Here is a 24,127-nt window from a genome sequence, read left to right as displayed (position 1 = left end):
TTTATAATAAAAAAGCCTCCTGAAATTCAGGAGGCTTTCTATTTTTACATTCTGTTTACCGTTCCGATTCCCAGCAACTCTAACGATTTTTTGATCGTCTTTGCTGTGATATCTGAAATATTTAAACGGAATTGTTTTACATTTTCATCTTCCTGATTCAGAATTGGATTATTCTGATAGAAAGAGTTATAGGCTTTAACAAGATCATAAACATAGTTGGCAACCAAAGCCGGGCTTAACGTTTCCGCTGATTTAGCAACCACAGTTTTAAAGTTGGTCAACTGCATAATCAATTCTTTTTCGGATTGATTCAATTCAATATCAGCAGTTTCGGACTGTAAAGCACCTGCTTTAGACAATAACGACTGAATACGTGCATAGGTATATTGAATAAACGGACCTGTATTTCCATTAAAATCAATACTTTCTGCAGGATTGAAAAGCATTTTTTTCTTAGGATCTACTTTAAGCATGAAATATTTCAATGCTCCCAATCCTACTGTTTCATAAGATGCTTCTTTATCTTCTTCTGAAAGGGTTTCCAGTTTTCCTAACTCCTGAGCCTTAGATTTTGCCGTCTCGTACATCTCCTGCATCAGATCATCTGCGTCTACTACAGTTCCTTCACGGGATTTCATTTTACCTTCAGGAAGTTCTACCATTCCGTAAGAAAGGTGGAACAACTGATCTGCCCATTCATACCCTAATTTTTTCAGGATTTTAAATAAAACCTGGAAGTGGTAATCCTGTTCGTTTCCTACTGTATAGATCAGCTTTTGGATATTATTTTGCTTGAAACGCTCTACTGCTGTTCCAAGATCCTGCGTCATGTAGACTGATGTACCGTCTGAACGAAGCAATAGCTTTTGATCAAGTCCCTCATCGGTAAGATCACACCAAACAGAACCATCTTCTTTTTGATACAAAACACCTTTATCTAATCCCGCCTGAATAAGATCTTTTCCTAAAATATACGTGTTGCTTTCATATTGAACCTGGTCAAAATCAACCCCTAATCTTTTATACGTTTCATTGAAACCTTTGTAAACCCATGAGTTCATTTCTGCCCAAAGTGCTCTTACAGTTTCTTCACCATTTTCCCAATCCAAAAGCATTTTCTGAGCTTCTTTCATCACCGGAGCTTCTTTTTTCGCCTGCTCCTCTCCTACACCTTGGTTTACAAAATCTGCAATTTCTTTTTTGTAGTTTTTATCAAATTCTACATAGTAGTTTCCTACAAATTTGTCTCCTTTGGTATTCGTTGTTTCAGGCGTTGCTCCGTTTCCAAATTTCTCCCAGGCCAGCATAGATTTACAGATATGAATACCTCTGTCATTAATAATCTGAGTTTTGATTACATCATATCCGGCTTCTTTTAAAATCTGAGCTACTGAAAATCCTAATAAATTATTTCTGATATGCCCTAAGTGAAGTGGTTTATTGGTATTCGGTGAAGAATATTCTACCATTACCGTAGCATTTTTCTTTTCTATAGTGGAAAAATTCTTAGTTACAGATCTGAAGTTATCCACAAACAATTGATTTTTCACCTTCACATTAAGGAAACCTTTTACCACATTAAAGCTTTCAAAAATTTCCGTCTGCTCTGTCAAAGCTTCACCTAATTCAACCCCGATGTTTTCAGGATTTTTTTTCAATTGTTTTACCAACGGAAAAGTAACAATGGTAAAATCACCCTCAAATTCCGTTTTATTTTCCTGAACTTCCAGCTTGATGTCTTTTAACTGATATACATTTAAAATGACCTCCGAAAGTTTTTGTTCTATAATATATTTAATATTCATGTTTCTAAATTCTCTTTTTAATGCTTATCGCTGAAACATTTTTAAAGTGTGTCTCAGCTCAAAATCTGAGTTACAAATATACGGAAATAAAAAAACCGCCCGAAGGCGGTTTAAAAATTTAAATGGTCCTAGTTATCCCACCAAACGGGTATACTCACATCACTCACGACTGCTGCATTATTATTTAATGTTCTTTCAGCTTTAGGAGTTATTAATCTCAAAGGTATTTTTTTAGATTGGCTTTTTTGATTAGCGGTTAATACAGGGAAGCCTGTACGTCTCCAATCATTATAAGGCTCCATTGTAGTAAACAGGGAAGAATATTTTTGAGTAATAATATTCTGTAATGTTACTGCGGCTGAAGCTGTAGTAGCAAAGACAGGATTATCAGCACCAGTAACATCTATCAAAGATGCACTTACAGCAGCTTTCAGGGCAGCTTGAGCACCTACCGTATTTCCCAGTCTGAATTGTGCTTCTGCTTCTATGAATTTAATTTCACTATAGCTAAATATTATATTCGATGTACTTGCACTTCCTGCAAAGTAACTCCCAAAAGGAGAAGCATCTGTGTTGCTTTCTTCCGGAGCTGATCCAGAATATCCCCCGGATGCATCTAATCCAGCATAATGAGGTAGCCTTGGATCACTACTATTCTTTAAAAGATCTATAAAATATTTTCCCATAGACATATAACCTGATCTTTGATTATCAAATGCAAACCAAAGATTTTGATTATTTCCTCCATCAAACCGAGCCACCAAGTTATCCGAACTGGATGTAAACGAGTTTTGCAAGTAGTTTAAAGCCTTCTGAGCTGCTACAGTACTTCCTTCTCTTTGAGTTAATCTTAATGCATATCGTGCTTTAATGGCATAGGCTAATTTTTTCCATTTATCTGTATTTCCTGCATAAAAAATATCATCACCTGCCGGTAGCCCTAAATTAGCATTTCCAGGTTTTGATAAATCTATTATTGCACTATCTAAATAACTTTGAATCTGGGCAATAACATTTTGCTGAGAATCATATTTCGGAGAGAAATTATTAACCCCCTGAAATGCTTCTGAGAAAGGGATATCTCCCCAAGCATCAGTAGCATATCCCATATTCATAGCTAATAAAATCTTAGCCATACCTGAATAATAAGGATATTTATCCCCAAACTGAGTGATAATCTGATGAAGATTTACTCCAGTCTTATAAATATTAGACCAATCTGTTTCATTATCCAATTCTGTTAAAAAATAATTGGTATAATTTAATGACTGAAACTGATTTCCATTAGTATGCTGAGCCAACAAACTTATTTGTCTTGTCAAGTTACCTGTTGAATTATTAATTGTTCCTACTGCTGCACCGGTAAATAAAGTTTTAGGAGATGTAACTTGTGTAGGACTATTGGGATTTTCATTAAATGTATCTAGCTCATGCTGACAAGAATTGAGAAATATTCCGGCAATAATTATAGGTATGTATATTATTTTTTTCATAATTAAAAAGTAAATTTAAATGATAGGGTATAACTTCTTGTCCCTGGATTATTGAAGTAATCAAATCCATTAGTATTTGAACTTGCACCAGCAATAGATGTTTCAGGGTCTACACCTTTGTAGTTAGTAATTAAAAATAAGTTTCTAGCAGAAAAAGTAACCTGAGCATCTCTTATAAAAGATAGAGTTTGAGTACTAGATAACATTTTACCAAAATTGTATGATAAACTTATATCTCTTAACCTAAGCCAATTTATATCTCTTTCCATCTGTTGTTCATTTGCACTACCAGATCCATCTCCTAAAAAGCTTGAATAATAAGTTTTGTTATTAATTGCTACTGTATTAGGAGCTCCTGTTTCAGTAACACCAGATATTACATACATAGCAGATCTGTCTTCAGCAGAAGCCTGACTCATTCCTAATCTATGTAATCTCGCTAATGTTCCATTCCAAATATCTCCACCTTTACGAATATCTAATAAAAAGCTTAAAGACAAGTTCTTATAACTGAAATTATTTCTGATTCCTCCTAACCAGTCTGGATTAGGATTTCCTATAATTTGAGATTGTGCAGAAACCAGCGGTAAGCCATCAGAACCTATAATTACATTTCCTGATGAATCTCTTTCCCACGCGGTTCCATAAAAAACACCAAGCGGTTGCCCCTTAATAATTGCGGGAACAACATTTCCCGAAAAGAAATCACCGCCTTCACTGGAGAAATTTAAATTGTCTTGTATTTCAACGACCTTATTTACGTTTTTAGCCCAGTTAAGGTTTACACTCCAGTTAAAGTTTTGATTTTTAAGAATATCATACCCTAATTCTACTTCTATACCTTTATTTTCAACTGTAGGACCGTTGGTGAAATAATTCTGAAATCCAGAAGATGGTGCAACTGGAGCCTGGATAAGCAGATCATAGTTGGTTGATTTATAAGCACTCGCATTTAAGCGTAACCTTTTAAATAATTCTAATTCTAAACCGACTTCAAATTCGTCATTTCGCTCAGGCTTTAAATTTGGATTTTTCGCAATGGTAGTTAGCCCATAGGCTCCAACTCCCAAATATGGAGAAGTTAATTGTGGACCAAATGTATCAAAATAGTTTGGAGTTCCATAAGTGTTAACAATATTGTATGGATTAGCAGATGCAAAAGTTTTCGCATAAGCTACTCTTACTTTTCCTAAGTTAACCCAGTTTGGTAAATTTAATGTCTTATTAAACAGCCAAGATCCTGAAACAGAAGGATAGAAATAGGAACTATTCTGTTTAGGCAATGTACTGCTCCAATCATTTCTACCTGTTAATGTTAAATAAAACTGGTCGTAAAATCCGAATTCTGCCGAAGCTAATATCCCTCTTTTAATTTGTTTGAAATCTGTATTATTGGAAACAAAAGTCGTAAAGTTAGAAAGGTTGAATTGATTAGGTTCCAACATTGTAGATCCTTGAGTATATTGATCATTTCCAAATTTAGAAATTATCTGCCCCCCAAAACTATAATTCAAATTAATGTTATCAGTAAAGTTAACCAACCCACTAAAGATTAAATCTAAATTATATTGACTTTGTGTATAAGTGTCTACAACGACCTGCCCTGTTCGGTCAGCTGTTGAATTACCATTACTTGAGAATGAATAATTCTGCTGAGCATGAGTTGTATAGGTATCAACCCCCGCTCTCAACAGTATATTCAAGGCTTTATTATAATTATAAGTTAAATAACCACTAATAATGGATCTGTTTGTCTCGTCTTTATATGGATTATTGTATACTGTATAATATGGATTGTCATATGCTGCAAAATAATTTTTATTATATCCTTGTACAGTCTGATAATCTCTAAGGTCATAGGTTGTTGGTGTTCTCAGTAAAGACAACATTACTCCTGCAGTATTACTCCCTTTCTGAGCTCTTAACCCATTTGTATTTGAAAACTTTACATCAGCTCCAGCTTTTAGCTTATCAGTTAACTTAAATTCAGAATTCACCCCAAAACTTGTCTTTTTAAGCGATGTATTTGGAATAATCCCCGTTTGATCAATATGTCCAAATGAAGCTCTGAAATTACCATAATCTCCACCTCCTGAAAAAGCCAGATTATAATTTTGTGTAACACCTGTTTCAAAGAAGTTTTTAGTATTATCATAGGCCTTCAAACCAGTTACGCTTGAAATTAATGGTCCCCAACTTTGATTGGTTCCCGATGTGGTAGCAAAACCATCAGAACCATATTGAGCAGGTGCAATATAGGTAGCTCCGTTAGTTCCAGCGGCATAGGTTTTTTGAAGTTTCGGTAAACGAGTAATCATATCAAAAGATACAGCTGTAGAAAAATCAATTCCAATTCCTTTTCTTTTTCTCCCTTTCTTACTTGTATAAATAATTACACCATTTCTAGCATTTTCTCCATATAACGCTGCTGCTGCACCACCTTTCAAAATTGATACACTTTCAATATCATCAGGATTTATATCAATAGCTCTGTTCGAGTCATCTACTCCAGCCAAATTACTGCCCTGCCCCGCATTATTATTAACAGAGTTATCAATAATCTGCCCATCTAAAACTATAATAGGTTGGCTTGATAGATTAATTGACTTTTGGCCTCTAATCAGAATTTTGCTTGAAGCTCCTGGCGTACCAGAAGAGCCTGTAACTTGAATTCCCGCAGCTTTTCCCGCTAAACCTTGAATAATATTTGCTTCCCCTGACTTTTTTAAATCATCTCCATTGACTTGTGAAGTAGCATATCCTATTGTTTTTTTCTCTTTTTTAATCCCAAGTGCAGTTACTACCACACCTTCAATCTCTTTTGTCTGTGTAATGGTATCTTTTTTCTTCTGTTGAGCGTTTACAATAGCCATAGAAGAGGATAATACCACAACAAGCAGACTCATTGTTAGTTTCTTCATATCAAAATTAATTTTTACTCAGCAAAATTGTGTTTTTGTTAACAATTCAACAAGTAAAACTTAAAAAAAACAACAAAAGAACAACAAATAGAAGTAAAAACAAACAAAACAATTAATAAAATACATTAAAAATAAAATATTTAATAAAAAAAATAACATCAATTTTCTAATTGATATCATTTAAAATCACTTTTCAATATAACAGATAAAGTGCTGATTATAAGATTAATATAAACAAAAAAGTCAGTTTTAATTCACAAAATCCTTTATAAAAATGATTACAAATAAAAAAAAACCGCCATTTGGCGGTTTTTTTAGATAAATAAGAAATATTTATTCTTTTCTGAAAACAAGGATAGCTTCGTCATTTCCAGGCGTACTATCCAGGTTTTTACTATTGTCATTAATTCTGAGTTCTGTATTGGAATAGGAATCAATTTCTTTTTTCATTGTTTTAGAAACTCCAGCTTCTGTATAGGTAAGGGTTAATGTTTGATACATTTTATCAAAGGTCCATTTTCCTCCAAAAGAATCAAAAAGATTACAGTTTCCGGAAGAAGAAGACAAATCATATCTTTCATAAGATCCCGAGAAATCAGGATTTATAAATATAACTCCTTTCTTTTCACAGTCACTCAACATGACATCTTTACCTCTAAACTCATACTTATATGGTTTCCAAGTCCCATTAATACTTACACTTTCATTTTCAACTGCACGGTCGTCATCATTGGAACATGATGCAACACTTATTAAAAGAACAATTCCTATAAAAAATCTCATATAAATGTTTTTATATTCCTCAAACCTACTCGTAGATTTGAGGAATTATTATTTAATTTAAAATTTATCCCAAAATATTTTTGTGGATACTTTGTCACCTCCAATCTTTGAAGCTGCAGCATTCACATTCTTAGCGTTAAGAAGATATTCCTGATCAGAATATTTCATTCTTACTGGTACAGATTCTACTACAGATCCCCCAGGATTTACAAATACAGGGAAGTCCAGTCTTCTTGCAAAATTCCATGCCTGGAACCCTTTATTGAACATTGCTATCCAAGCTTGCTCACCAACAGATTTTTTCCAGTTGGCAGCATTATATGGATTGGCAGCTATAAAAGTATTTGCAGTAGCTTCAGTAATACCATACTCAGTCATTGATGCTTTAATTGCAGATTCATATAGATTAGCGGCGGTATCACCAACACTAAATCCTCTAGCAGCGGCTTCAGTTCTTAAAAACTGAATTTCAGAATAATCTAATAAAAAGCCTTGTGCATTTTCTCCAGAAATTACGTTTGTAAAGTGAGAATAATCTTTGAAAATATTCTGATCTCCGTACACACCCCCTACATAAGCACCAGCAACCTGTGTAAACCACGTGGCTCTTCTTGGATCTGAAGTAGTATTCATAAAATCAACCAGAACATCTGACGGAATAAAGTCATTTCTACCAGACTGAATAACATCCTGATACACAGGATTTGACAACAATCCCGATGGAAAAGTCTGCAGTCCGAAATTATCCATTTTGTCAGTAAATAATCCCGCAGTGTAAGCTGCTTCTGCATACGTTTTAGCCAATGCGGGGTCGCTATCTGCTAAGGTTACAGCCATTCTGAATTTCAATGAATTACCCATTTTCTTCCATTTAGTCATATCTCCTTTGTAGATCAAATCCTTGTCATATCCACTACCAGAAGTATTAATCATAGCAACAGCGGCATCAATTCTTTTGATAAGATCCAGATACACTGTTTTTGCATCATCATAAGGAATTTCCGCACTTCCTGGATTTTCAGCGGTAGCTTTCAATGCTCCGAAATAAGGGATATCACCATATGTGTCAACCAAATTAGCCCATGCATAAACATTTACTAATTCAATCATAGCAATATTGTTATTTTTAGTAACGGGATCTACTCCTTCGCTCTCAAGAAACCTTCTGGCATCTCTTAATGCAGATAATACTCCCGGAGAATTAATTGTAGCTGACGCAGATGCCATCATACGGTTATAATGATTCCTTGGAATTGGTCTCGTCACCATATCATAGTTCGTCTCATCAGTATAAGTAGTTTCTGACCACTGCTGTGTAAAAAACCTGGTAATGTTACGGTTTACATTGGCAGACAATAGCTGGTCAAGAAGTGCATGTTCAGCGCTGGCAAAAAGGACTCCTGACGGAACTTCCGTTGGGTGTTTAGGGTCTTCATTTAGTGACGTGATGTCTCTTTCACAAGATGTAAAAGTTAACGATAATGAAGCTAAACCTATAATTAAAAATATTTTTTTCATTTTCTAGAATTTTAAAGTTATATCAATCCCAATATCACGGGTAGTAGGTAGTACTCCGATAGAATTACCTTTAGCTCCTAAACCATTCCCAGTACCCGCTTCCGGATCTGCATAAGGTAAGTTTTTGTGGATAATCCAAAGGTTTCTACCTACAATTGAAATTTTTGCATCACGAATAGCAGTATTAGCCAAAACAGATTTAGGAAGGTTATATCCTATACTTGCTTCTCTAAGTTTTACATAAGATGCATCATAAACGAATCTTTTATTCGGCATTCTTCTATATCCGTCTACGTTACCAAAAGATCCCGGATTAATCGCAGGTGTCGTATTTACATTTCCATTCGGGTTAACACCTGGATGTACGAATCCACCCTCTCTATAATCAGCTGTTTCTGCATAAAGACCAGTTGCTAATCCGTAATACATATCGGTAGAGAATACATCACCTCCTTTTTTCACATCAATAAGGAAACTTACTGAGAAATCTTTATAACGGAAGCTGTTTCTGATACCACCTACCCAGTCTGGTGTGATATTCCCTATAACCTGATTATTATTTCTTAAATAACGACCTGTAGCTGGATCAATTACTCTATCGCCATTCGCATTATATACATAATCTGATCCTACCAAAGCTCCAAAAGATTCTCCTACACGTGCATTAAGAGAAACCCCACCCTGATAACTTGCTATTAAGTAATTCTGAGAATCACCATTTAATGCAATAACTTTATTCTCATTTTTAGACCAGTTCACGTTTACATCCCATGTAAAATTATTTGTTTTAAATGGTGTCCCATTTAACTGTACTTCTATACCTTTGTTATCAATCTGCCCAGCATTTACAAGGAATGTTCTATATCCTGTTGCGGAAGAAACCGGTAAATTGATAATCTGATCAAATGTTCTGGTTTTATAAATTGCAATATCAAAACCTAATCTGTTTTTGAAGAATTGTGCCTCCATACCAAATTCTGTTTCCTTAGATCTTTGAGGTTTCAGGTTTGGATTCGCAAGGAAAAAAGGTTGATCAAACAGACCTTCACCTCTAGCTTTGAAAGTATTTACCAATCTGTAATTGTTGGTAGATGAACCTACTTCAGCGTAGTTTGCTCTCAATTTCCAGAAACTTAACCATGGTTGTTTTACAAATTCGGATAGAATAACAGCACCTGTAACCGAAGGATATCCATAGCTATTATTTCCTTTTGGTAAGTTAGACGATTGGTCTACACGGTAAGTACCATCCACAAATAAGAAGTTCTTATATCCAAAAGATGCTGTTGCATATAAACTGGAAGTAACCCATTTTGCATAATTCTCATCAGGTGGGAGTATCGTTCTTACAGAGTTGGATATAGCAAAAAGCCCAGGTTTAGATAGACCTCCTTCTGTACTCATAAAAATATTATCCACAAGGTTTCTTCTAACGTTCCCCCCTGCAATACCGCTAACACTTAGGTCTGAAGTAATATCAACCTTGTAATTAGCAAATAAATCAAAGTTGATCTCAGTATTTTTCACATTGGTTCTTGCGTATCCCGAACTTACATTAAGTCCGGATGCACCGAATGCCTGAGGAAGCGATCCATTCATTAATCTCTCTTCTACAACCATCTGTAAATCATCATAAGATAGTTTCCCTGTGATTCCAAAATTTTTGGAAACATCATATTTTAATTGTGCATAACTGAATATCCTGGTCCTGTCATCAGACTGATAATTCTGATATCTCTGGAAATATGGATTGTTCCAATATTGAGGAGTTCCATCAGCCGCTGTAGATCTGTTCCAGGAAAAGTTACTATTTCCATTGTTAGCATAAGCATCTCTTAATGCCAACACATCTACGTTGGTCTGCCACCACTGTCTGAAACCAGAAACAATATTATCCGAATAGCCAGTTTCATTACGTCCTCTTGTATCTTGTAAAGTTAAAGTTGTGAAAACAGAGGCATGTAATTTATCTGTAAAATCGTGATTAAATTTTGCAGAAATTGTATTTTTTTTAAGCTCAGAGTTAGGCATCAAACCATTAGAAAGCATATTGGAATATGACAAGGAAAGATTCGAAGTTTTATTTCCTTTTTCAATGGTAATTGTATTAATGTATGTGACTGGTGTTTCAAAGAATTTAATAGGTCCGTTTTTCGCAGCAACCCAAGGTGTAGCTTTTCCATAGTTTGGAGAAGAAGGATCAAATGAATCCCATTGGTAAACCAATTGGTTGGGATTAAATGCAGGTCCGTAAGATGCGTCATCTACAAAGTTAGCATAATTGTAACCTCCAGGTCCCGGATCTTCGTTCCATGACTGGCCACCGTATCCTGCTCCATACTTTGTCTGATAGGTAGGAAAAGTAGATTTATCAATAAATCCTGCTGTAATTCCTGAGTTAAGAGTAACCCCCCAGCTTCCGTCATTGTTTCCTCGTCCGCTTTTAGTTACAATTAAAATTACACCATCACTTCCTCTTTCACCATATAAAGCTGATGCAGCGGCACCCTTCAGTACGTTTACAGATTCTATGTCTTCCTGGTTAATATCTGAAAGAAAGTTACCGTAATCGAATACAGATCCGGTTACCGTATTATTGTTAACTGGTGAACCATCAATTACAATAAGTGGAGAACCTCCTGACAAAGATTTATATCCTCTGATCAAAAGGTTTGCAGATCCGCCAAAGTTGTTATTAGTATTTACCTGTAGTCCGGCTACCTTACCTGAAAGAAGAGATGCTACGTTTCCGGTATTAGTCGTTCCACCAGTTAATTCCGCAGCTTTAACTTCTTCAGAAGCATAACCAAGAGATTTTTTCTCTCTTTTAATTCCGAGTGCGGTTACAACCACTCCCTCAATTTCTTTTGTTTTAATAGTGTCATTCTTTTGCTGGGCGTTAGCGACAGCTATCGAAGAAGACATTACTAGAACAAGAAGACTTGCTGTTAGTTTCTTCATATCAAATTAATTTTTGTGACCTTACAAATTTGTAAAACTTTCTTAATACCACAAAGCAAAATGTGAAAAAATTACAACTTATTCAATAATTTCAAAAAAAACAAGTCAATAAATTATTAAAATAAGTTAAAAACAAAATATTTAACAAAAACACAACATTTAAAACTTAGTTTTTTTTAAGAAATAATAACAATCACTTAAATTGATATAATCTATATTACAAATTTAATTATGAATGTAAATAAATTGAATATCAATAAATTAAAAATTCAAAATACAGAAATGAAAGAAAACCAATAAACGATACTATGCAAAGCATATTTCTACAATTGAAGAAATATTTCATTTTTTAAACAAAAAAAATGCATAAAAGCGATAAAATGTATTAAAGTTTCCTTACCAGAGCAAGATAAATTTTTATGTTTCAAAATGAGATTGAGTTCCAAATTGAGAGAATAAACCTAAGCCCAATTTAACCAATATCACTTCGAATCCACTTTTCGCCTCATTCTATAATTAAACCATCCTAAACTCTTAAAATCATCCTATATATCGGTTATTTAAAAACAGATTACAGTCTTCTCCCTGCATTCGATATAATCACAATATTATCTTTTGTTGAAGTAAGAATAAAATAAAAAACATCCAAAATCTCTTCCTTCAAAATTTTATATTTTTGCAGTATAGAAACAATTCATGGAGCTAATAAAAAACTGGTCAAATCTTTATATTGAGGCCGGATGTGATGAAGTAGGAAGAGGATGTTTAAGTGGTCCGGTGGTAGCTGCAGCGGTAATTTTAGATGATGATTTCAAACAAAACCTGGTGAATGATTCCAAAAAATTAACGTTTAAAACGCGTATGGAACTGGATAGTTACATCAAAGACAATGTGAAAAACTATGCTATCGCAGAATTACCACCTTCCTTTATAGATGAACATAATATTCTCAATGCGAGTATTCATGCGATGCACCGTGCGCTGGATCAACTGACCATAACTCCTGAACTTATTCTGGTGGACGGAAATAAATTCCATCCTTATAACTACATTCCGCATCAATGCATTATTAAGGGAGATTCTAAAGTGTTATCTATTGCTGCAGCCTCTATTCTTGCCAAAAATTATAGGGACAAGTTAATGATTCAGCTTCATGAAGAACATCCTGAATATGGTTGGGACACCAATTTTGGCTATGCCACAAAAAAACATCAGGAAGCCCTTATAAAATATGGACCAACACCTCATCACAGACAATCTTTCAGACTTAAATATGATTGAAAAATACTCATTTTCAATTATTAAATCGGCATGTCAATTAAAGACTGAAAATCCCTGTAAATAAAACTCCCAAATAAAAAAAGAGAAGCAATTATCAAATTGCTTCTCTTTTTAATTTATGTTTAAGAATTACTTCTTCTTATTTCTTTGTTGCTCCTGAGTTTTTTGCTGCTCCTGAGCCTTCTCCATCATTTCTCTCATTCTCTTCTGGAATTTACCTTCTGCTTTCGGTTTTTCCTTGTTAGACTGAATCTGAGCATGGATTTTTTTCTCATCCAGAATCACATACTTAATAACAAGAATGATAAGGATGTTAATCGCATTCGATACAAAATAATACCATGAAAGACCTGAAGCTGAAGTGTTAAGGAAGAATAGGAATGTGATCGGGAAGATATACATTAATACCTTCATATTTGGCATTCCTTCCTGCTGAGGCTGTTGCATATTTCCTGAAGTCATCACAGTATAAATCAAGATAACAACCGTACAAGCTAAAGCGAAAATACTTAAATGATCTCCAAGGAAAGGAACTTTAAATGGAAGCTTGATCAAATCATCATAAGCTGTTAAATCCTTTGCAAACCAAAACCCTTGTCCTCTAAGATCAATAAAGTTCGGGAAGAAACGGAATAAGGCATAGAAAATTGGAATCTGAACTAATGCCGGTAAACATCCCGCCATCTGATTTACTCCTGCCTTTCTATAAACTTCCATTGTAGCCTGCTGTTTCTTCATCGGATCTGCATCCTTGAACTTCGCATTCACCTCATCAATTTCCGGACGGATCACCTTCATCATTGCACTTAGCTTGTGCTGCTTATACATAATAGGTGAAAGGATCAGTTTCACAATGATCGTCATTACAAAAATAACCCAACCTGCTGATAATCCCCACGCAGCGATAATGCTATATAACCACATGAAGAAATAACGGTTCATTGCTCCAATAAATGACCAACCTAAAGGAAGAATCTCATCAAAGTTTTTATCATAAGATTTAAGCAATGGTAAATCCAATGGCATAAAATACCATGTGAAATCCTGGTTCAGCTCACTTCCAGTCATTTGAACGAAACCTTCATAGTTGAATTTCTTCAAATATTCTCCTTCTTCAACATTTTCCTGGTTTCCTTTATTTTGAGTAAATCCGTTTTTAGCTTCGATTACTGAAGAGAAAAACTGCTGCTTTACACCAATCCAGTTAAGGGTTTCTTTTTCCTCTTCCATTGTGGTTCTTCCATCATAATCATAGTCTTTATAATTATTGAAAGCATAAGAAAACTCTGAGTGAGACTGCTCCTGAGCTCTACCCTTCTCCAGATTTCTTACATTATAATCCCAAATGAAATCTGCTTTGTTATCAGAAGTAATTTTGGAAAGTCCCTGAGTTCTTACTTTAAAATCAAGGGTATATTTTGGAAGCAATGTGTAAATGAATTGAATTACAGCACCATTATAATCTGCAGTTAAGGTCACCGCATTTCCATTAACAGTAGGTGAGAAAACTAAATCTTTAGTATTAACAATCTTCCCTGTTTTATCTTTAAACTGAAAACCGTAGTTTGAGTTATTTTTAGTGATCAGATAAAGTGGCTGATCTGCATTGTCTGTTTTGTGATTGTAGGCTTTATATTTTAAAAGCTCTACTTTGGAAACCTGTCCTCCTAAGCTTGAAAATTCAAGTTTCAGTTCATTATTTCCAAGACTTGCTGTCTGGATTGCATTAGGAGTTACATTTGGATTGATATTGTTTGCCTGAGTTTGCTTTACGGCATTTTTAGCCTGTTCCGTTTTTTGCTCCTGAGCTTTCAACTCCGCTTCTTTCGTTTGTTTGTTCTGGAAGTAGAACATAAAACCGAAGAGAACAAGGCATAAAACCGCGAAACTAATCATTTGCTTCTTATCGATTCCGTTGTTTTGTTGCATTTTATTTTATATTAAAATTTTAAATTTAAAATGTACGTACTGGTGTACGTAATTTGAGCTGACAAAAATACTGTTTTTTTATCAAAACTCTATGCTTTACGTTGTTACTATATAATAAACTCAGGCTGATTATTCTCAGCCTGAGTTTATATGTAGACGTTTATGATAAAATTTTACCTTATTTCTTTTCGCAAGCCTTAATGAAAGCTCTGAATAGTGGATGCGGTGTCGCTACCGTACTTTTATATTCAGGGTGATACTGAACTCCCACATAGAATGGGTGATCAGGAAGTTCCAACGCTTCTACCAAACCTGTTTCAGGGTTGGTACCTGTAGCAAGGAAACCATTTTTTTCAAATTCCTGAAGATAATCACTGTTGAATTCATAACGGTGACGGTGTCTTTCAGAAATATTTTTGGTTCCGTAGATATCATTTAATTTAGATCCGTTTTTCAACGTACATTTCCATGCTCCAAGACGCATTGTTCCTCCTTTATCTACTACATTTTTCTGTTCTTCCATCAAAGAAATTACAGGATCAGGAGTAGCTGTATCAAATTCCATCGAGTTTGCTTTGGTATGTCCTAAAACATTTCTTGCAAATTCAATCGTCATAATCTGCATTCCTAAACAGATTCCCAACATTGGAATTTTATTTTCTCTTGCATATTTTGCGGTAAGAACTTTTCCTTCAATTCCTCTGTCTCCGAAACCTGGAGCTACAAGGATACCATTCACTCCTTTCAGCGTATCTTTAATATTTTCTTCCGTAATATCTCCACTGTAAACCCATCTTACTTTTACTTCAGTTTCAAGATCAGCTCCTGCATGTTTGAATGCTTCAGCAATAGAAATATAAGAATCCTGAAGGGAAACATATTTTCCTACCAATGCAATTTCAACGGTTTTTTTAGGGTTCTGGAATTTTTTAAGGAAACTCTTCCAGTCTTTAAGATCTGCGTCTTTATCGCTTTTAAGATCAAGTTCTTTCAGTACTACATCATCAAAGTTCTGCTTCTGAAGGTACATTGGAACTTCATAGATCGTTTCAAGATCTTTACATTCGATAACGTTATCCAAAGGAACATTACAGAACTGAGCTAATTTTGCTCTCTGATCTTTAGGAATTTTATGTTCTGTTCTACAAACTAAAACATCTGCCATAATTCCGCTTTCCATTAACTGACGAACGGAATGCTGGGATGGTTTTGTTTTTAGTTCTCCACTTGAAGCCAGATATGGCAATAAAGTAAGGTGAATCACCATAGAATTACTCTCTCCCAACTCCCACTTCAACTGACGTACGGTTTCAATGTATGGTAAAGATTCGATATCCCCTACTGTCCCTCCGATCTCAGTAATGATGATATCGTAGTTCTGTTTTGAAAGGATTTTAATTCTACGTTTGATTTCGTTAGTAATATGAGGAATTACCTGAACTGTTTTTCCAAGGAAATCTCCTTTTCTTTCTTTTTCAATTACAGTCTGGTAGATTTTTCCTGTAGTAACGTTGTTGTTTTGGGATGTAGGAGCATCAAGATAACGCTCGTAGTGGCCTAAATCCAGATCCGTCTCTGCACCATCTTCAGTCACATAGCACTCTCCGTGCTCATAAGGATTCAAAGTTCCTGGGTCGATATTGATATAAGGATCTAATTTTTGGATCGTTACATTAAAGCCGCGTGATTTTAGTAGAAGTCCCAGAGAAGCAGAAACGATTCCCTTTCCCAAAGATGAAGTTACACCTCCTGTCACAAAGATGTACTTTGTATTCTTTTTACTCATTAGATTAGGTTTGTGCAAAGTTATGGGAAAAAGAGATACAAAGCAATCTTTTACATTTTGAAAATGATAAAACCCGCTTCAAACAATTATAAAACCTGATAAAATTTTTTATCTATATTTGATATAAGCAAATGAAACAAAGCTATAACCAACAGGATTTCGTCTATCAACGAAAAAGGTTTTCCATTGGAGCGGAAAACCTTTTTATAGTTTATATTCTGAAATATTATTGCTTAGTCAGTTCAAAGTAAGCCGTTATTTCAACATCTTTCGCGATACCAGCTCCTGACGGATCATATTTGATTCCATAATCCAGACGGTTTACTGTAAATTTTGTCTGAATCCCCATAATCTCTTTTCCGTCTTTACTTTTTGTAATTCCTCCAAATGTAACCGGAGCAGTGATTTCTTTCTCTACTCCTTTCATGGTTAGTTTTCCTTTAACAATATAGTTGTTGTTTTTATCTTTTGTAACGGATGAGCTCTTAAATTCAATAGTAGGATATTTGGCAACATCGAAAAACTCTTCACTGATAAGATGTCTGTCTCTCATGTCCACTCCGGTATTAACAGTAGGAACACTGATAGAAAAGTTTAAATCGGCATTATCCAGATTAGCACCACTGGTAGCTGCTTTTCCGTCAAATTTATCAAACCTTCCCTGTACAAAACTAATCCCCATGTGCTTGATATTAAAGTTGACCGATGAATGCATCTGGTCTACCTGCCAGGTTCCCTGTCCAAAAGCAACAATACTTAAAAGCGTAAATACGAAAGATAAAAATACTTTTTTCATTGTAATGATATTTTACATTAATATATTTTAATTGAATGAAGCTAAGATATGAAAGATATTTCTACCATGCATAGATTAGTTTTTAATATTAAATCCATTTAGATTCTGAAAGAAAAATGCTTTTTTATAACTTCGCAGTATGGCAAAACTGAAAACAGCATATTTCTGTCAAAACTGCGGAACCCAGTATCCTCAATGGCTGGGACAATGTAAAAACTGTGGAGAATGGAACACTTTAGTAGAAGAGGTTGTAGAGAAACCATCTCATAAAACTCCTCCTTTTTCAAAAACCAAACAACATGTCATCAATATTGTTGAAGTGGAAACCAGCGAAGAGCCGAGAATAAAAACACCTTCCGAAGAACTTAATCGTGTTTTAGGAGGAGGAATTGTTTTGGGTTCTGTAACTCTGATTGGCGGCGAACCGGGAATCGGAAAATCTACCCTTCTGCTTCAGCTTGCTTTGAAAATGAAGAAAAAAATTTTCTATGTTTCTGGTGAAGAAAGTGCTTCTCAGATTAAAATGAGAGCGGACAGACTTACAGATATTCAAAATCCGAACTGTTTTCTTTTCACTGAAACATCATTGGAAAAAATTCTTCATGAGGCCAAAAAACTGGAACCTGATTTCGTCATCATTGATTCCATTCAGACCCTACAGTCTCAGCTGATAGAAAGTTCTCCGGGAACTGTTTCTCAAATCAGAGAATGTTCCAATGAGATTATCAAATATGCCAAAGAAAATAATACTCCTGTTTTCCTTGTAGGCCATATCACCAAAGACGGCCAAATTGCCGGCCCAAAAGTCCTGGAACATATGGTAGACGTGGTTCTGAATTTCGATGGAGACCGAAATCACCTATTCAGATTGTTGAGAGCCAATAAAAACCGTTTTGGTTCTACCGCCGAAATTGGTATTTATGAAATGGTGTCCCAGGGATTGAAAGAGATTAAAAACCCTTCTGAAATTCTGATCACCAAGAAATTTGAAGAACTGTCCGGAAACTCCGTTGCCGTAACGCTGGAGGGAAACAGACCTATGCTTCTTGAGATTCAGGCATTGGTAAGCACAGCTGTTTATGGTACTCCTCAAAGAAGCTGTACCGGTTTTGACTCAAAAAGACTCAATATGCTTTTGGCTGTACTGGAAAAAAGAGCAGGTTTCCAATTGGGAGCGAAAGACGTTTTCCTGAATATTACCGGAGGAATAAAGACAGATGATCCGGCACTGGATTTGGCGGTCATCGCTTCTGTTCTTTCCTCTAATGAAGATATTGCGATTTCTGAACATTACTGTTTTGCCGGAGAAATCGGATTAAGTGGCGAAATTCGTCCGGTAGCACAGATTGAGCAGCGAATTACTGAGGCTGAAAAATTAGGCTATGAGAAAATATTTGTTTCCAATCTTAATAAAATCCCGAAAAGAAAATTTGGAATCAAGATTGAAGAAGTGAGTAAGATTGAGGATTTTCACGAGAGGCTTTTTTAATGTGAATGGTGAATTTTGCTTCGCAAGTCAATTGTCAATCAGAATGTGGGTAAAAATTCACAAACAAAGCGAATTGACTATTCACTATTCACTATTATCAAACATTCACATTTAATTCATACCTTTAATTTATGAATTATCTGGCGCATTCTTTTCTTTCTTTTACCGACGGTCAGATCGTGGGGCAGTTTCTCGAAGACTTTATCCGTAACAGAGATCGTTTTACTTTCCCGAAAGATATTCAGGACGGAATTACCCTGCACAGAGCTATTGATACTTACACCGATTCTCATCCTGCCATTCATGAAGCCAAAAAGGTATTTGCTCCTTTGGTAAGACTGTATGCAGGTGCGTTTGTAGATGTCTCGATGGATCATTTTGTAGCTAAGGATCTTTCTCTGAATTCTCTTCCGGAATGGAAAGCGCATTCCCTTAAAGTTTATCGTGTTTTAAATGCCTATGAACAATGGCTTCCAGAAAATTTCAAAAAAATGCTTGTGAAAATGGAGCATGATGACTGGCTTTATAATTACCGTGAAGACTGGGGAATTAAATTCAGTATTCAGAATGTTTTGAATAAAGCGAAGTACCTTGATAAGGATATTCCTGTTTTTGAAGCTTTTTTGAAGAACAAAGATCATCTTCAGCAGTGTTATGATGATTTTTTTCCTGATCTGCTGGCCCATGCAAAAGGAATCAATACATTGTTGCAGCTGGAAAATTAATATTTTCTAATAGAATTGGAAAGTTGTCCGGCTTTCGTAGCTGCACCATAATATTTTAAAACTGCTTATAAAGATAGCGGTTAGGATAGGTAAGTTTTTCACTGTTTCTTTGTCCGTTTACAATAATATGGACAATGTTGATCTGATCATCAAAAAGATTATACAGAAAACTTACAGCAGCTTCCACTTTTTTCGGGGTAGCTACAGGTTCAGATTCCATAAAGATATTTACAGATTCCTGGTCTTCTTCATAACCGATATAATTTACCTTCAAAAACCTGTTATCAGCTTTTAGTTTAAAATATTCTGAACAATATTTTTGCAGAGCATCGTTCAATTTTGCTTTGTATTTTTCATCATTAAAATGAAAAGAGCCTCCGTATTTTTTTCCTAAACCATTTTCCGTATCATCCAGGAAAAATCTTCCTGTCACTTCAAATGTTCTGGATTTTGAATTATAATTAATTTCTACAGAGCCTACGTGATAAGGGTGAAAAGCTTCACTCTTTGTAAAACTCTGAAAAGTCATTGTTAATAATAAAAGAACACTCCAAAAAAATTTACCTGACATGAATCTTATTTTACAGCAAATATAAAAAAAGCAGCAGTTTCTATAACTGCTGCTTTTTAAGATAATTGATCGGTGATGATTTATTGTTTAATTACTTTTTTCGTAATTTTTGTATTATCCTCGAGCATTATGGTGAACAGATACGTTCCTTTTATCAGTTCGGAAACATCAATTTTACCTGAATTAGCATTCACATTTACGGTTTTAATCAATTTTCCTGAAACATCATAAATGGTTACCGTTCCTTTAGAATGTCTTCCCAATACTACAGTAACAAAATCTTTGGCAGGATTAGGAGTGATATTCACTTCTGAATTCATCTTTACATCAGCTGTTCCTAACGTTGTTCCTGTTTTAATAAAATAACCACCAAAACCTGTTGCCTGGAAACTGACTTCCCAATATTGATAGGTGTCATTCCAGATAATATCTGCAACATCTGGTGTAATAACCGTGGCAGCTCCTCCAAAAGAAGCAACTGTACCCGTAGTGCTTGTTCCTGTATATTTTTCAATAAGAAGATTCGCTTTATTGGCTACATCGCTAGGTGAAGTAGGTAATTTCACTCCATTGGTCAGATTATAAGCATCGAAATCACTCTGCTTGAAATATAAAGTTACTTTTCCGGTAGCCGTAGTAGTATTTGCATCGGAATTGATTTCGTATCTTCTTGCAACATAATTTGGCTGTGCATTATCTACCCATACCTTTGAGGTAACATTTCCTGTTACTGTACTGCCCGCTTCTTTTTCTACTCTTGAGATAAGCTGGCATGCATTTGTAAAATAGTTATAACCATTGGCCACTGTACTGGCTTTTGTTTGGTTGGAAGTTGCTAAATTCTTTACTTCAGCAACCTTTTCATAGATTACGGCTCTCATTTTAAGATCAAATGTTCTGGAAGTCCATGTAGCACCGTCAGTAGAAGTTTTAGATCTGCTATTCAGTACAGCATTCTCTGCTTTCATGGCAATTCTTCCTCCTAATCCATTAACAACAATATAAAATTCTTTTCCGGTTACCATCTGTACATTCAAATCTGAAAGATTGATGTAGTTCCAGGTATATCTCTGAATATTATTAAGCCATGAAGTAATGGTTTTAGTAGCAATAATATCTCCGGGATTTCCGTTAGCATCCACCTTTCTGATCTGAATATCCACCGGGATATCTGAAGGAATTGAAGACCCTGATACAAAAGAGAACCCTCCCAGTTTCCCTGTTAATGTAGGGGTATATCTTACCGCAAGAGCCATATTATCAAAATAATAATTAAATTCTGTATTGGCTACAATGTATGGCTCATCGTAACTTACCGTTTCAAAATTGGATTTCACGCATCCTAATTCATCAGTAACAGCTTTATAGATATCCAATTTACCATATCCCCATCTCATATTCGGAACGACACCGGTTGCACCGTCCATTCTTGCATTAGTTGTAAGACGGGCTTTCACCTGTGCTGCCGTCAATGAAGGATTAGCCTGCAGTAATAATCCTACTGCTCCAGCTACACCTGGTGAAGACATACTTGTCCCCTGATTTTTCACATAATAATTGGTGCCTGAAATAATGTCTGTTGCTGCGGGAGCAGAATTGCTGGATCTTGATGATATAACATTCTGACCTGAACCTGCGATATCCGGCTTTTGAACCCCATCCACTCTTGGTCCCTGTGAACTGAATGAAGAAATAGACTCCTGTGGGGTTGTGGTAGAATAAGCACCCGTACTATACCAGCTTGGTCTTCCCATATATGATGCTACTGTAATAGCATTAGAAGCATTCCCCGGGCTTCCTACAATATATTCATTATCCCCGTTTTGCAACGTGGTTTGTACTCCCTGGCTATACAGCCAGCCATGGGTTGAGATTTGCTGTGTTCCGTTATTGGTAATTTCCAATGTATAATTTCCCTGAACATTGGTAGTTCCTGAAGTTCTGGCAATTACCAGCTGAACATACCTTTTATTGTTATCATTGCTCCAATAGTTATACATTGTTGCTGTAAGCCCACCTCCCAAGATATTATGAGCTGTAGTTGTACTTATATGCTGAGTATACTGCTGCCCATCGGGAGTAGTTAGCTTTGCAGTAACAGGAGTATTATCGTTGGCATACATTATAAATGAAAATACTGTAGCTGCAGAAGTATTGCTTACTACCGTAAAATTATAAGTCTGGGAAGCATTAGCAGCAATATCTACTTTTCTATGAAGATTAGCTCCGTAGTCGTTACCTGCCGAAATAACAACTACTCTTCCCGTTCCTGAGGTGGTAAAATTATTAACCGCTACTTCATGGCTGGAAGTTCCATCATGAGCAGTGCTCTGCCCACCGATACTCATATTGACAACAATAGGTTTATTAAGTGCTGTTGCCACATTTTTAAAATAGGTTAAAGCATTAATGGTATTGGTTGTAGGAAAAGATCCGTTTCCTCCTTTCACAAAAACAATGTCCGCGTCAGATGAGAATCCTTTATGTCTTTTATCTGTAAAAGCAGAGCCATTTCCAGCGGCAGTACCTGAAACATGGGTTCCATGGCCATTGGTATCATTTTCACGAACAAAACCTGTGGGTGTGCCATCCAGTTCATCATCGATCTGTGCTTTTGTATATTCCACTCCAGTAGAAAACCCTGTCGGGGCAACTTCTCCCGCCTGGGCAGTTAATGTCTGGTCCCAAATAGAAACAATTCTGCTTTTGGTCTGATCATCAGCTTTTCTGAAATCAGGGTGTTTCCAGTCTATTCCAGTGTCATAAATTCCTACTAAAACTCCTGTTCCATTATAAGCTGTGTTATTGAAAACACCATCCTGCAAAAGACTTGCTCCTGACTGAGCGCGGCTCACATCGTTATGAAGCTCATCAAACTGCGGTCCCATTACAGAAATTACATACGGAAGCTGAGTCAGTCTTTCAATATCTTCAATAGAAACTAAAGCTGTGGAAAAAGCGGGAAACTGGCTTTGTACAATAAATCCGTCTGCTTTTAGTTTTTCAGGCTCCTTCGTGTAAACAATACATGAATACATGGTTTGTGCTCCTTTTGAAGTTACTACCAGGTGCTGGTCAAGTTTCATATCAGGACGTTCCAGTTCTTTTACAGCTCTTCCCTTGGCAATATTTTCTTTATTTTTCAATAAAAGATCAAACCGGGAATCCAGTTTCTGTACCTGCCCGTAAAAAGCGTAGGAATACAATCCCAAAAAGGCTGCTGTAGCATTTCTAAGAAGCTTCGCTCCTCCATGTGAAATGTTTACATTTGTAAAAAATAATTTTTTGATATCCATATTTCATTTTTAAGCAATACAATTATACAATTTTTATTCAAAACATAAATAATGTAAAATATTAATAATGATTAAGCATAAAAATTAAATCAAATAATAAAATTAATATTATTTTAACAATATATTCAAAATATAAAATTTTTTAATCAAAATGCAGGATTTTCTTTTTTATTTAAACCTTGGATGGGAACATATTATTTCTCTGGATGCCTTGGATCATCAGCTTTTTGTTTTGGCTTTGATTGCTGTTTACTCTTACAGTGACTGGAAAAAAATACTGATTCTTGTTACTGCATTTACAATCGGGCATTCTATTACATTAGCTTTAAGCATTCTGGATGTTTTCAGAGTTCCTTCTGACTGGGTGGAGTTTTTAATTCCTTTAACCATTGTTCTGACCTCACTGGATAATATTATCATGAAAAATCAGAAACAGACTTTGATGCGGGCCAACTATTATCTTGCACTGATTTTCGGTCTTGTTCATGGAATGGGATTTGCCAATACAGCAAGAGTAATGATTGCTAAAAGCCAAAGTATTGCTTTACCTCTCCTTGGGTTTAATATGGGTTTGGAACTTGGTCAGATTGTCATTGTTGCAGCAATTTTAATCATCCTGTTTCTTTCACTCAATCTTTTCAAAGTGAATAAAAAAGACTGGATACTCTTTGTTTCTTCCGGAGTATTTGCTTTATCCTTAAAAATGACTTTGGAAAGAATTCCTTTTTAAAAGTTAAATATTCTCATTAATTCAACAGGTAATTACTATCTTT

Annotated in this window: 15 protein-coding genes; 4 read left to right on the top strand and 11 right to left on the bottom strand. The window is 35.4% G+C overall.

Features of this window, described 5'->3' with window-relative positions; all coding sequences use genetic code 11:
- Positions 1-44 precede the first annotated feature (44 nt).
- The 6 genes from argS to REB14_RS05725 form a co-directional block, all read right to left on the bottom strand.
- Positions 45-1,805 carry an arginine--tRNA ligase gene (gene argS, locus REB14_RS05750; RefSeq protein WP_309521731.1) on the bottom strand — a complete coding sequence of 587 codons (1,761 nt, stop codon included), beginning with the start codon at positions 1,803-1,805 and terminating at the stop codon, positions 45-47.
- Between the two features lie 128 nt (positions 1,806-1,933).
- Positions 1,934-3,298 (bottom strand): SusD/RagB family nutrient-binding outer membrane lipoprotein, encoded by a 1,365-nt coding sequence (locus REB14_RS05745; RefSeq protein ID WP_309521730.1) that lies wholly within the window; start codon positions 3,296-3,298, stop codon positions 1,934-1,936.
- Positions 3,299-3,300: 2 nt separating this feature from the next.
- On the bottom strand, positions 3,301-6,219 hold the full coding sequence (locus tag REB14_RS05740) for a SusC/RagA family TonB-linked outer membrane protein (protein ID WP_079243177.1): 2,919 nt from the start codon (positions 6,217-6,219) through the stop codon (positions 3,301-3,303).
- A 333-nt stretch (positions 6,220-6,552) separates the two neighbouring features.
- Positions 6,553-7,002, bottom strand: a complete 450-nt coding sequence (locus tag REB14_RS05735; protein WP_079243178.1) for a lipocalin-like domain-containing protein — start codon at positions 7,000-7,002, stop codon at positions 6,553-6,555.
- A 57-nt stretch (positions 7,003-7,059) separates the two neighbouring features.
- Positions 7,060-8,520: a SusD/RagB family nutrient-binding outer membrane lipoprotein gene (locus tag REB14_RS05730; RefSeq protein WP_079243179.1), complete on the bottom strand. Its 1,461-nt coding sequence runs from the start codon at positions 8,518-8,520 to the stop codon at positions 7,060-7,062.
- A gap of 3 nt (positions 8,521-8,523) precedes the next feature.
- Positions 8,524-11,481: a SusC/RagA family TonB-linked outer membrane protein gene (locus REB14_RS05725; RefSeq protein ID WP_079243180.1), complete on the bottom strand. Its 2,958-nt coding sequence runs from the start codon at positions 11,479-11,481 to the stop codon at positions 8,524-8,526.
- Between the two features lie 696 nt (positions 11,482-12,177).
- On the opposite strand from REB14_RS05725, the gene REB14_RS05720 reads away from it, so the two are divergent.
- Positions 12,178-12,762: a ribonuclease HII gene (locus REB14_RS05720; protein WP_079243181.1), complete on the top strand. Its 585-nt coding sequence runs from the start codon at positions 12,178-12,180 to the stop codon at positions 12,760-12,762.
- 129 nt (positions 12,763-12,891) lie between these two features.
- Here REB14_RS05720 and yidC read toward each other — a convergent pair whose 3' ends face one another.
- The 3 genes from yidC to REB14_RS05705 form a co-directional block, all read right to left on the bottom strand.
- Entirely contained in the window at positions 12,892-14,691 is a 1,800-nt protein-coding gene (yidC, locus tag REB14_RS05715; RefSeq protein WP_034696117.1) for a membrane protein insertase YidC, read from the bottom strand.
- Positions 14,692-14,869: 178 nt separating this feature from the next.
- Positions 14,870-16,477, bottom strand: coding sequence for a CTP synthase (locus REB14_RS05710; protein WP_079243182.1), 1,608 nt, complete (start codon positions 16,475-16,477; stop codon positions 14,870-14,872).
- Positions 16,478-16,703: 226 nt separating this feature from the next.
- On the bottom strand, positions 16,704-17,273 hold the full coding sequence (locus tag REB14_RS05705) for a YceI family protein (RefSeq protein ID WP_079243183.1): 570 nt from the start codon (positions 17,271-17,273) through the stop codon (positions 16,704-16,706).
- Positions 17,274-17,412: 139 nt separating this feature from the next.
- Between REB14_RS05705 and radA the strand changes: the two genes are divergently transcribed.
- The gene (gene radA, locus REB14_RS05700; protein WP_079243184.1) at positions 17,413-18,762 is read left to right on the top strand and encodes a DNA repair protein RadA; all 1,350 of its coding nucleotides are present in this window, start codon (positions 17,413-17,415) and stop codon (positions 18,760-18,762) included.
- A gap of 131 nt (positions 18,763-18,893) precedes the next feature.
- Positions 18,894-19,487: an acyl carrier protein phosphodiesterase gene (locus tag REB14_RS05695; protein ID WP_079243185.1), complete on the top strand. Its 594-nt coding sequence runs from the start codon at positions 18,894-18,896 to the stop codon at positions 19,485-19,487.
- Positions 19,488-19,542: 55 nt separating this feature from the next.
- Here the strand turns inward: REB14_RS05695 and REB14_RS05690 are convergent, their stop codons facing one another.
- Together REB14_RS05690 and REB14_RS05685 are read right to left on the bottom strand one after the other, a co-directional pair.
- Positions 19,543-20,058: a DUF6702 family protein gene (locus REB14_RS05690; protein ID WP_309521729.1), complete on the bottom strand. Its 516-nt coding sequence runs from the start codon at positions 20,056-20,058 to the stop codon at positions 19,543-19,545.
- An 80-nt stretch (positions 20,059-20,138) separates the two neighbouring features.
- Positions 20,139-23,354, bottom strand: a complete 3,216-nt coding sequence (locus tag REB14_RS05685) for a S8/S53 family peptidase (RefSeq protein ID WP_309521728.1) — start codon at positions 23,352-23,354, stop codon at positions 20,139-20,141.
- Between the two features lie 151 nt (positions 23,355-23,505).
- Between REB14_RS05685 and REB14_RS05680 the strand changes: the two genes are divergently transcribed.
- Positions 23,506-24,084: a HupE/UreJ family protein gene (locus tag REB14_RS05680; RefSeq protein WP_079243188.1), complete on the top strand. Its 579-nt coding sequence runs from the start codon at positions 23,506-23,508 to the stop codon at positions 24,082-24,084.
- Positions 24,085-24,127: the final 43 nt, after the last annotated feature.

This window comes from Chryseobacterium metallicongregator (assembly GCF_031324065.1).
Classification (GTDB): domain Bacteria; phylum Bacteroidota; class Bacteroidia; order Flavobacteriales; family Weeksellaceae; genus Chryseobacterium; species Chryseobacterium metallicongregator.
This window is presented reverse-complemented; position numbering and strand designations above follow the sequence as displayed.

Excerpts from the sequence above, each read along its gene's own strand:
- REB14_RS05705 (WP_079243183.1), bottom strand. The coding sequence starts at position 17,273 with ATGAAAAAAGTATTTTTATCTTTCGTATTTACGCTTTTAAGTATTGTT.
- REB14_RS05680 (WP_079243188.1), top strand. The coding sequence starts at position 23,506 with ATGCAGGATTTTCTTTTTTATTTAAACCTTGGATGGGAACATATTATT.
- argS (WP_309521731.1), bottom strand. The coding sequence starts at position 1,805 with ATGAATATTAAATATATTATAGAACAAAAACTTTCGGAGGTCATTTTA.
- REB14_RS05690 (WP_309521729.1), bottom strand. The coding sequence starts at position 20,058 with ATGTCAGGTAAATTTTTTTGGAGTGTTCTTTTATTATTAACAATGACT.
- REB14_RS05740 (WP_079243177.1), bottom strand. The coding sequence starts at position 6,219 with ATGAAGAAACTAACAATGAGTCTGCTTGTTGTGGTATTATCCTCTTCT.
- REB14_RS05685 (WP_309521728.1), bottom strand. The coding sequence starts at position 23,354 with ATGGATATCAAAAAATTATTTTTTACAAATGTAAACATTTCACATGGA.
- REB14_RS05730 (WP_079243179.1), bottom strand. The coding sequence starts at position 8,520 with ATGAAAAAAATATTTTTAATTATAGGTTTAGCTTCATTATCGTTAACT.
- yidC (WP_034696117.1), bottom strand. The coding sequence starts at position 14,691 with ATGCAACAAAACAACGGAATCGATAAGAAGCAAATGATTAGTTTCGCG.
- REB14_RS05745 (WP_309521730.1), bottom strand. The coding sequence starts at position 3,298 with ATGAAAAAAATAATATACATACCTATAATTATTGCCGGAATATTTCTC.
- radA (WP_079243184.1), top strand. The coding sequence starts at position 17,413 with ATGGCAAAACTGAAAACAGCATATTTCTGTCAAAACTGCGGAACCCAG.
- REB14_RS05695 (WP_079243185.1), top strand. The coding sequence starts at position 18,894 with ATGAATTATCTGGCGCATTCTTTTCTTTCTTTTACCGACGGTCAGATC.
- REB14_RS05725 (WP_079243180.1), bottom strand. The coding sequence starts at position 11,481 with ATGAAGAAACTAACAGCAAGTCTTCTTGTTCTAGTAATGTCTTCTTCG.
- REB14_RS05735 (WP_079243178.1), bottom strand. The coding sequence starts at position 7,002 with ATGAGATTTTTTATAGGAATTGTTCTTTTAATAAGTGTTGCATCATGT.
- REB14_RS05720 (WP_079243181.1), top strand. The coding sequence starts at position 12,178 with ATGGAGCTAATAAAAAACTGGTCAAATCTTTATATTGAGGCCGGATGT.
- REB14_RS05710 (WP_079243182.1), bottom strand. The coding sequence starts at position 16,477 with ATGAGTAAAAAGAATACAAAGTACATCTTTGTGACAGGAGGTGTAACT.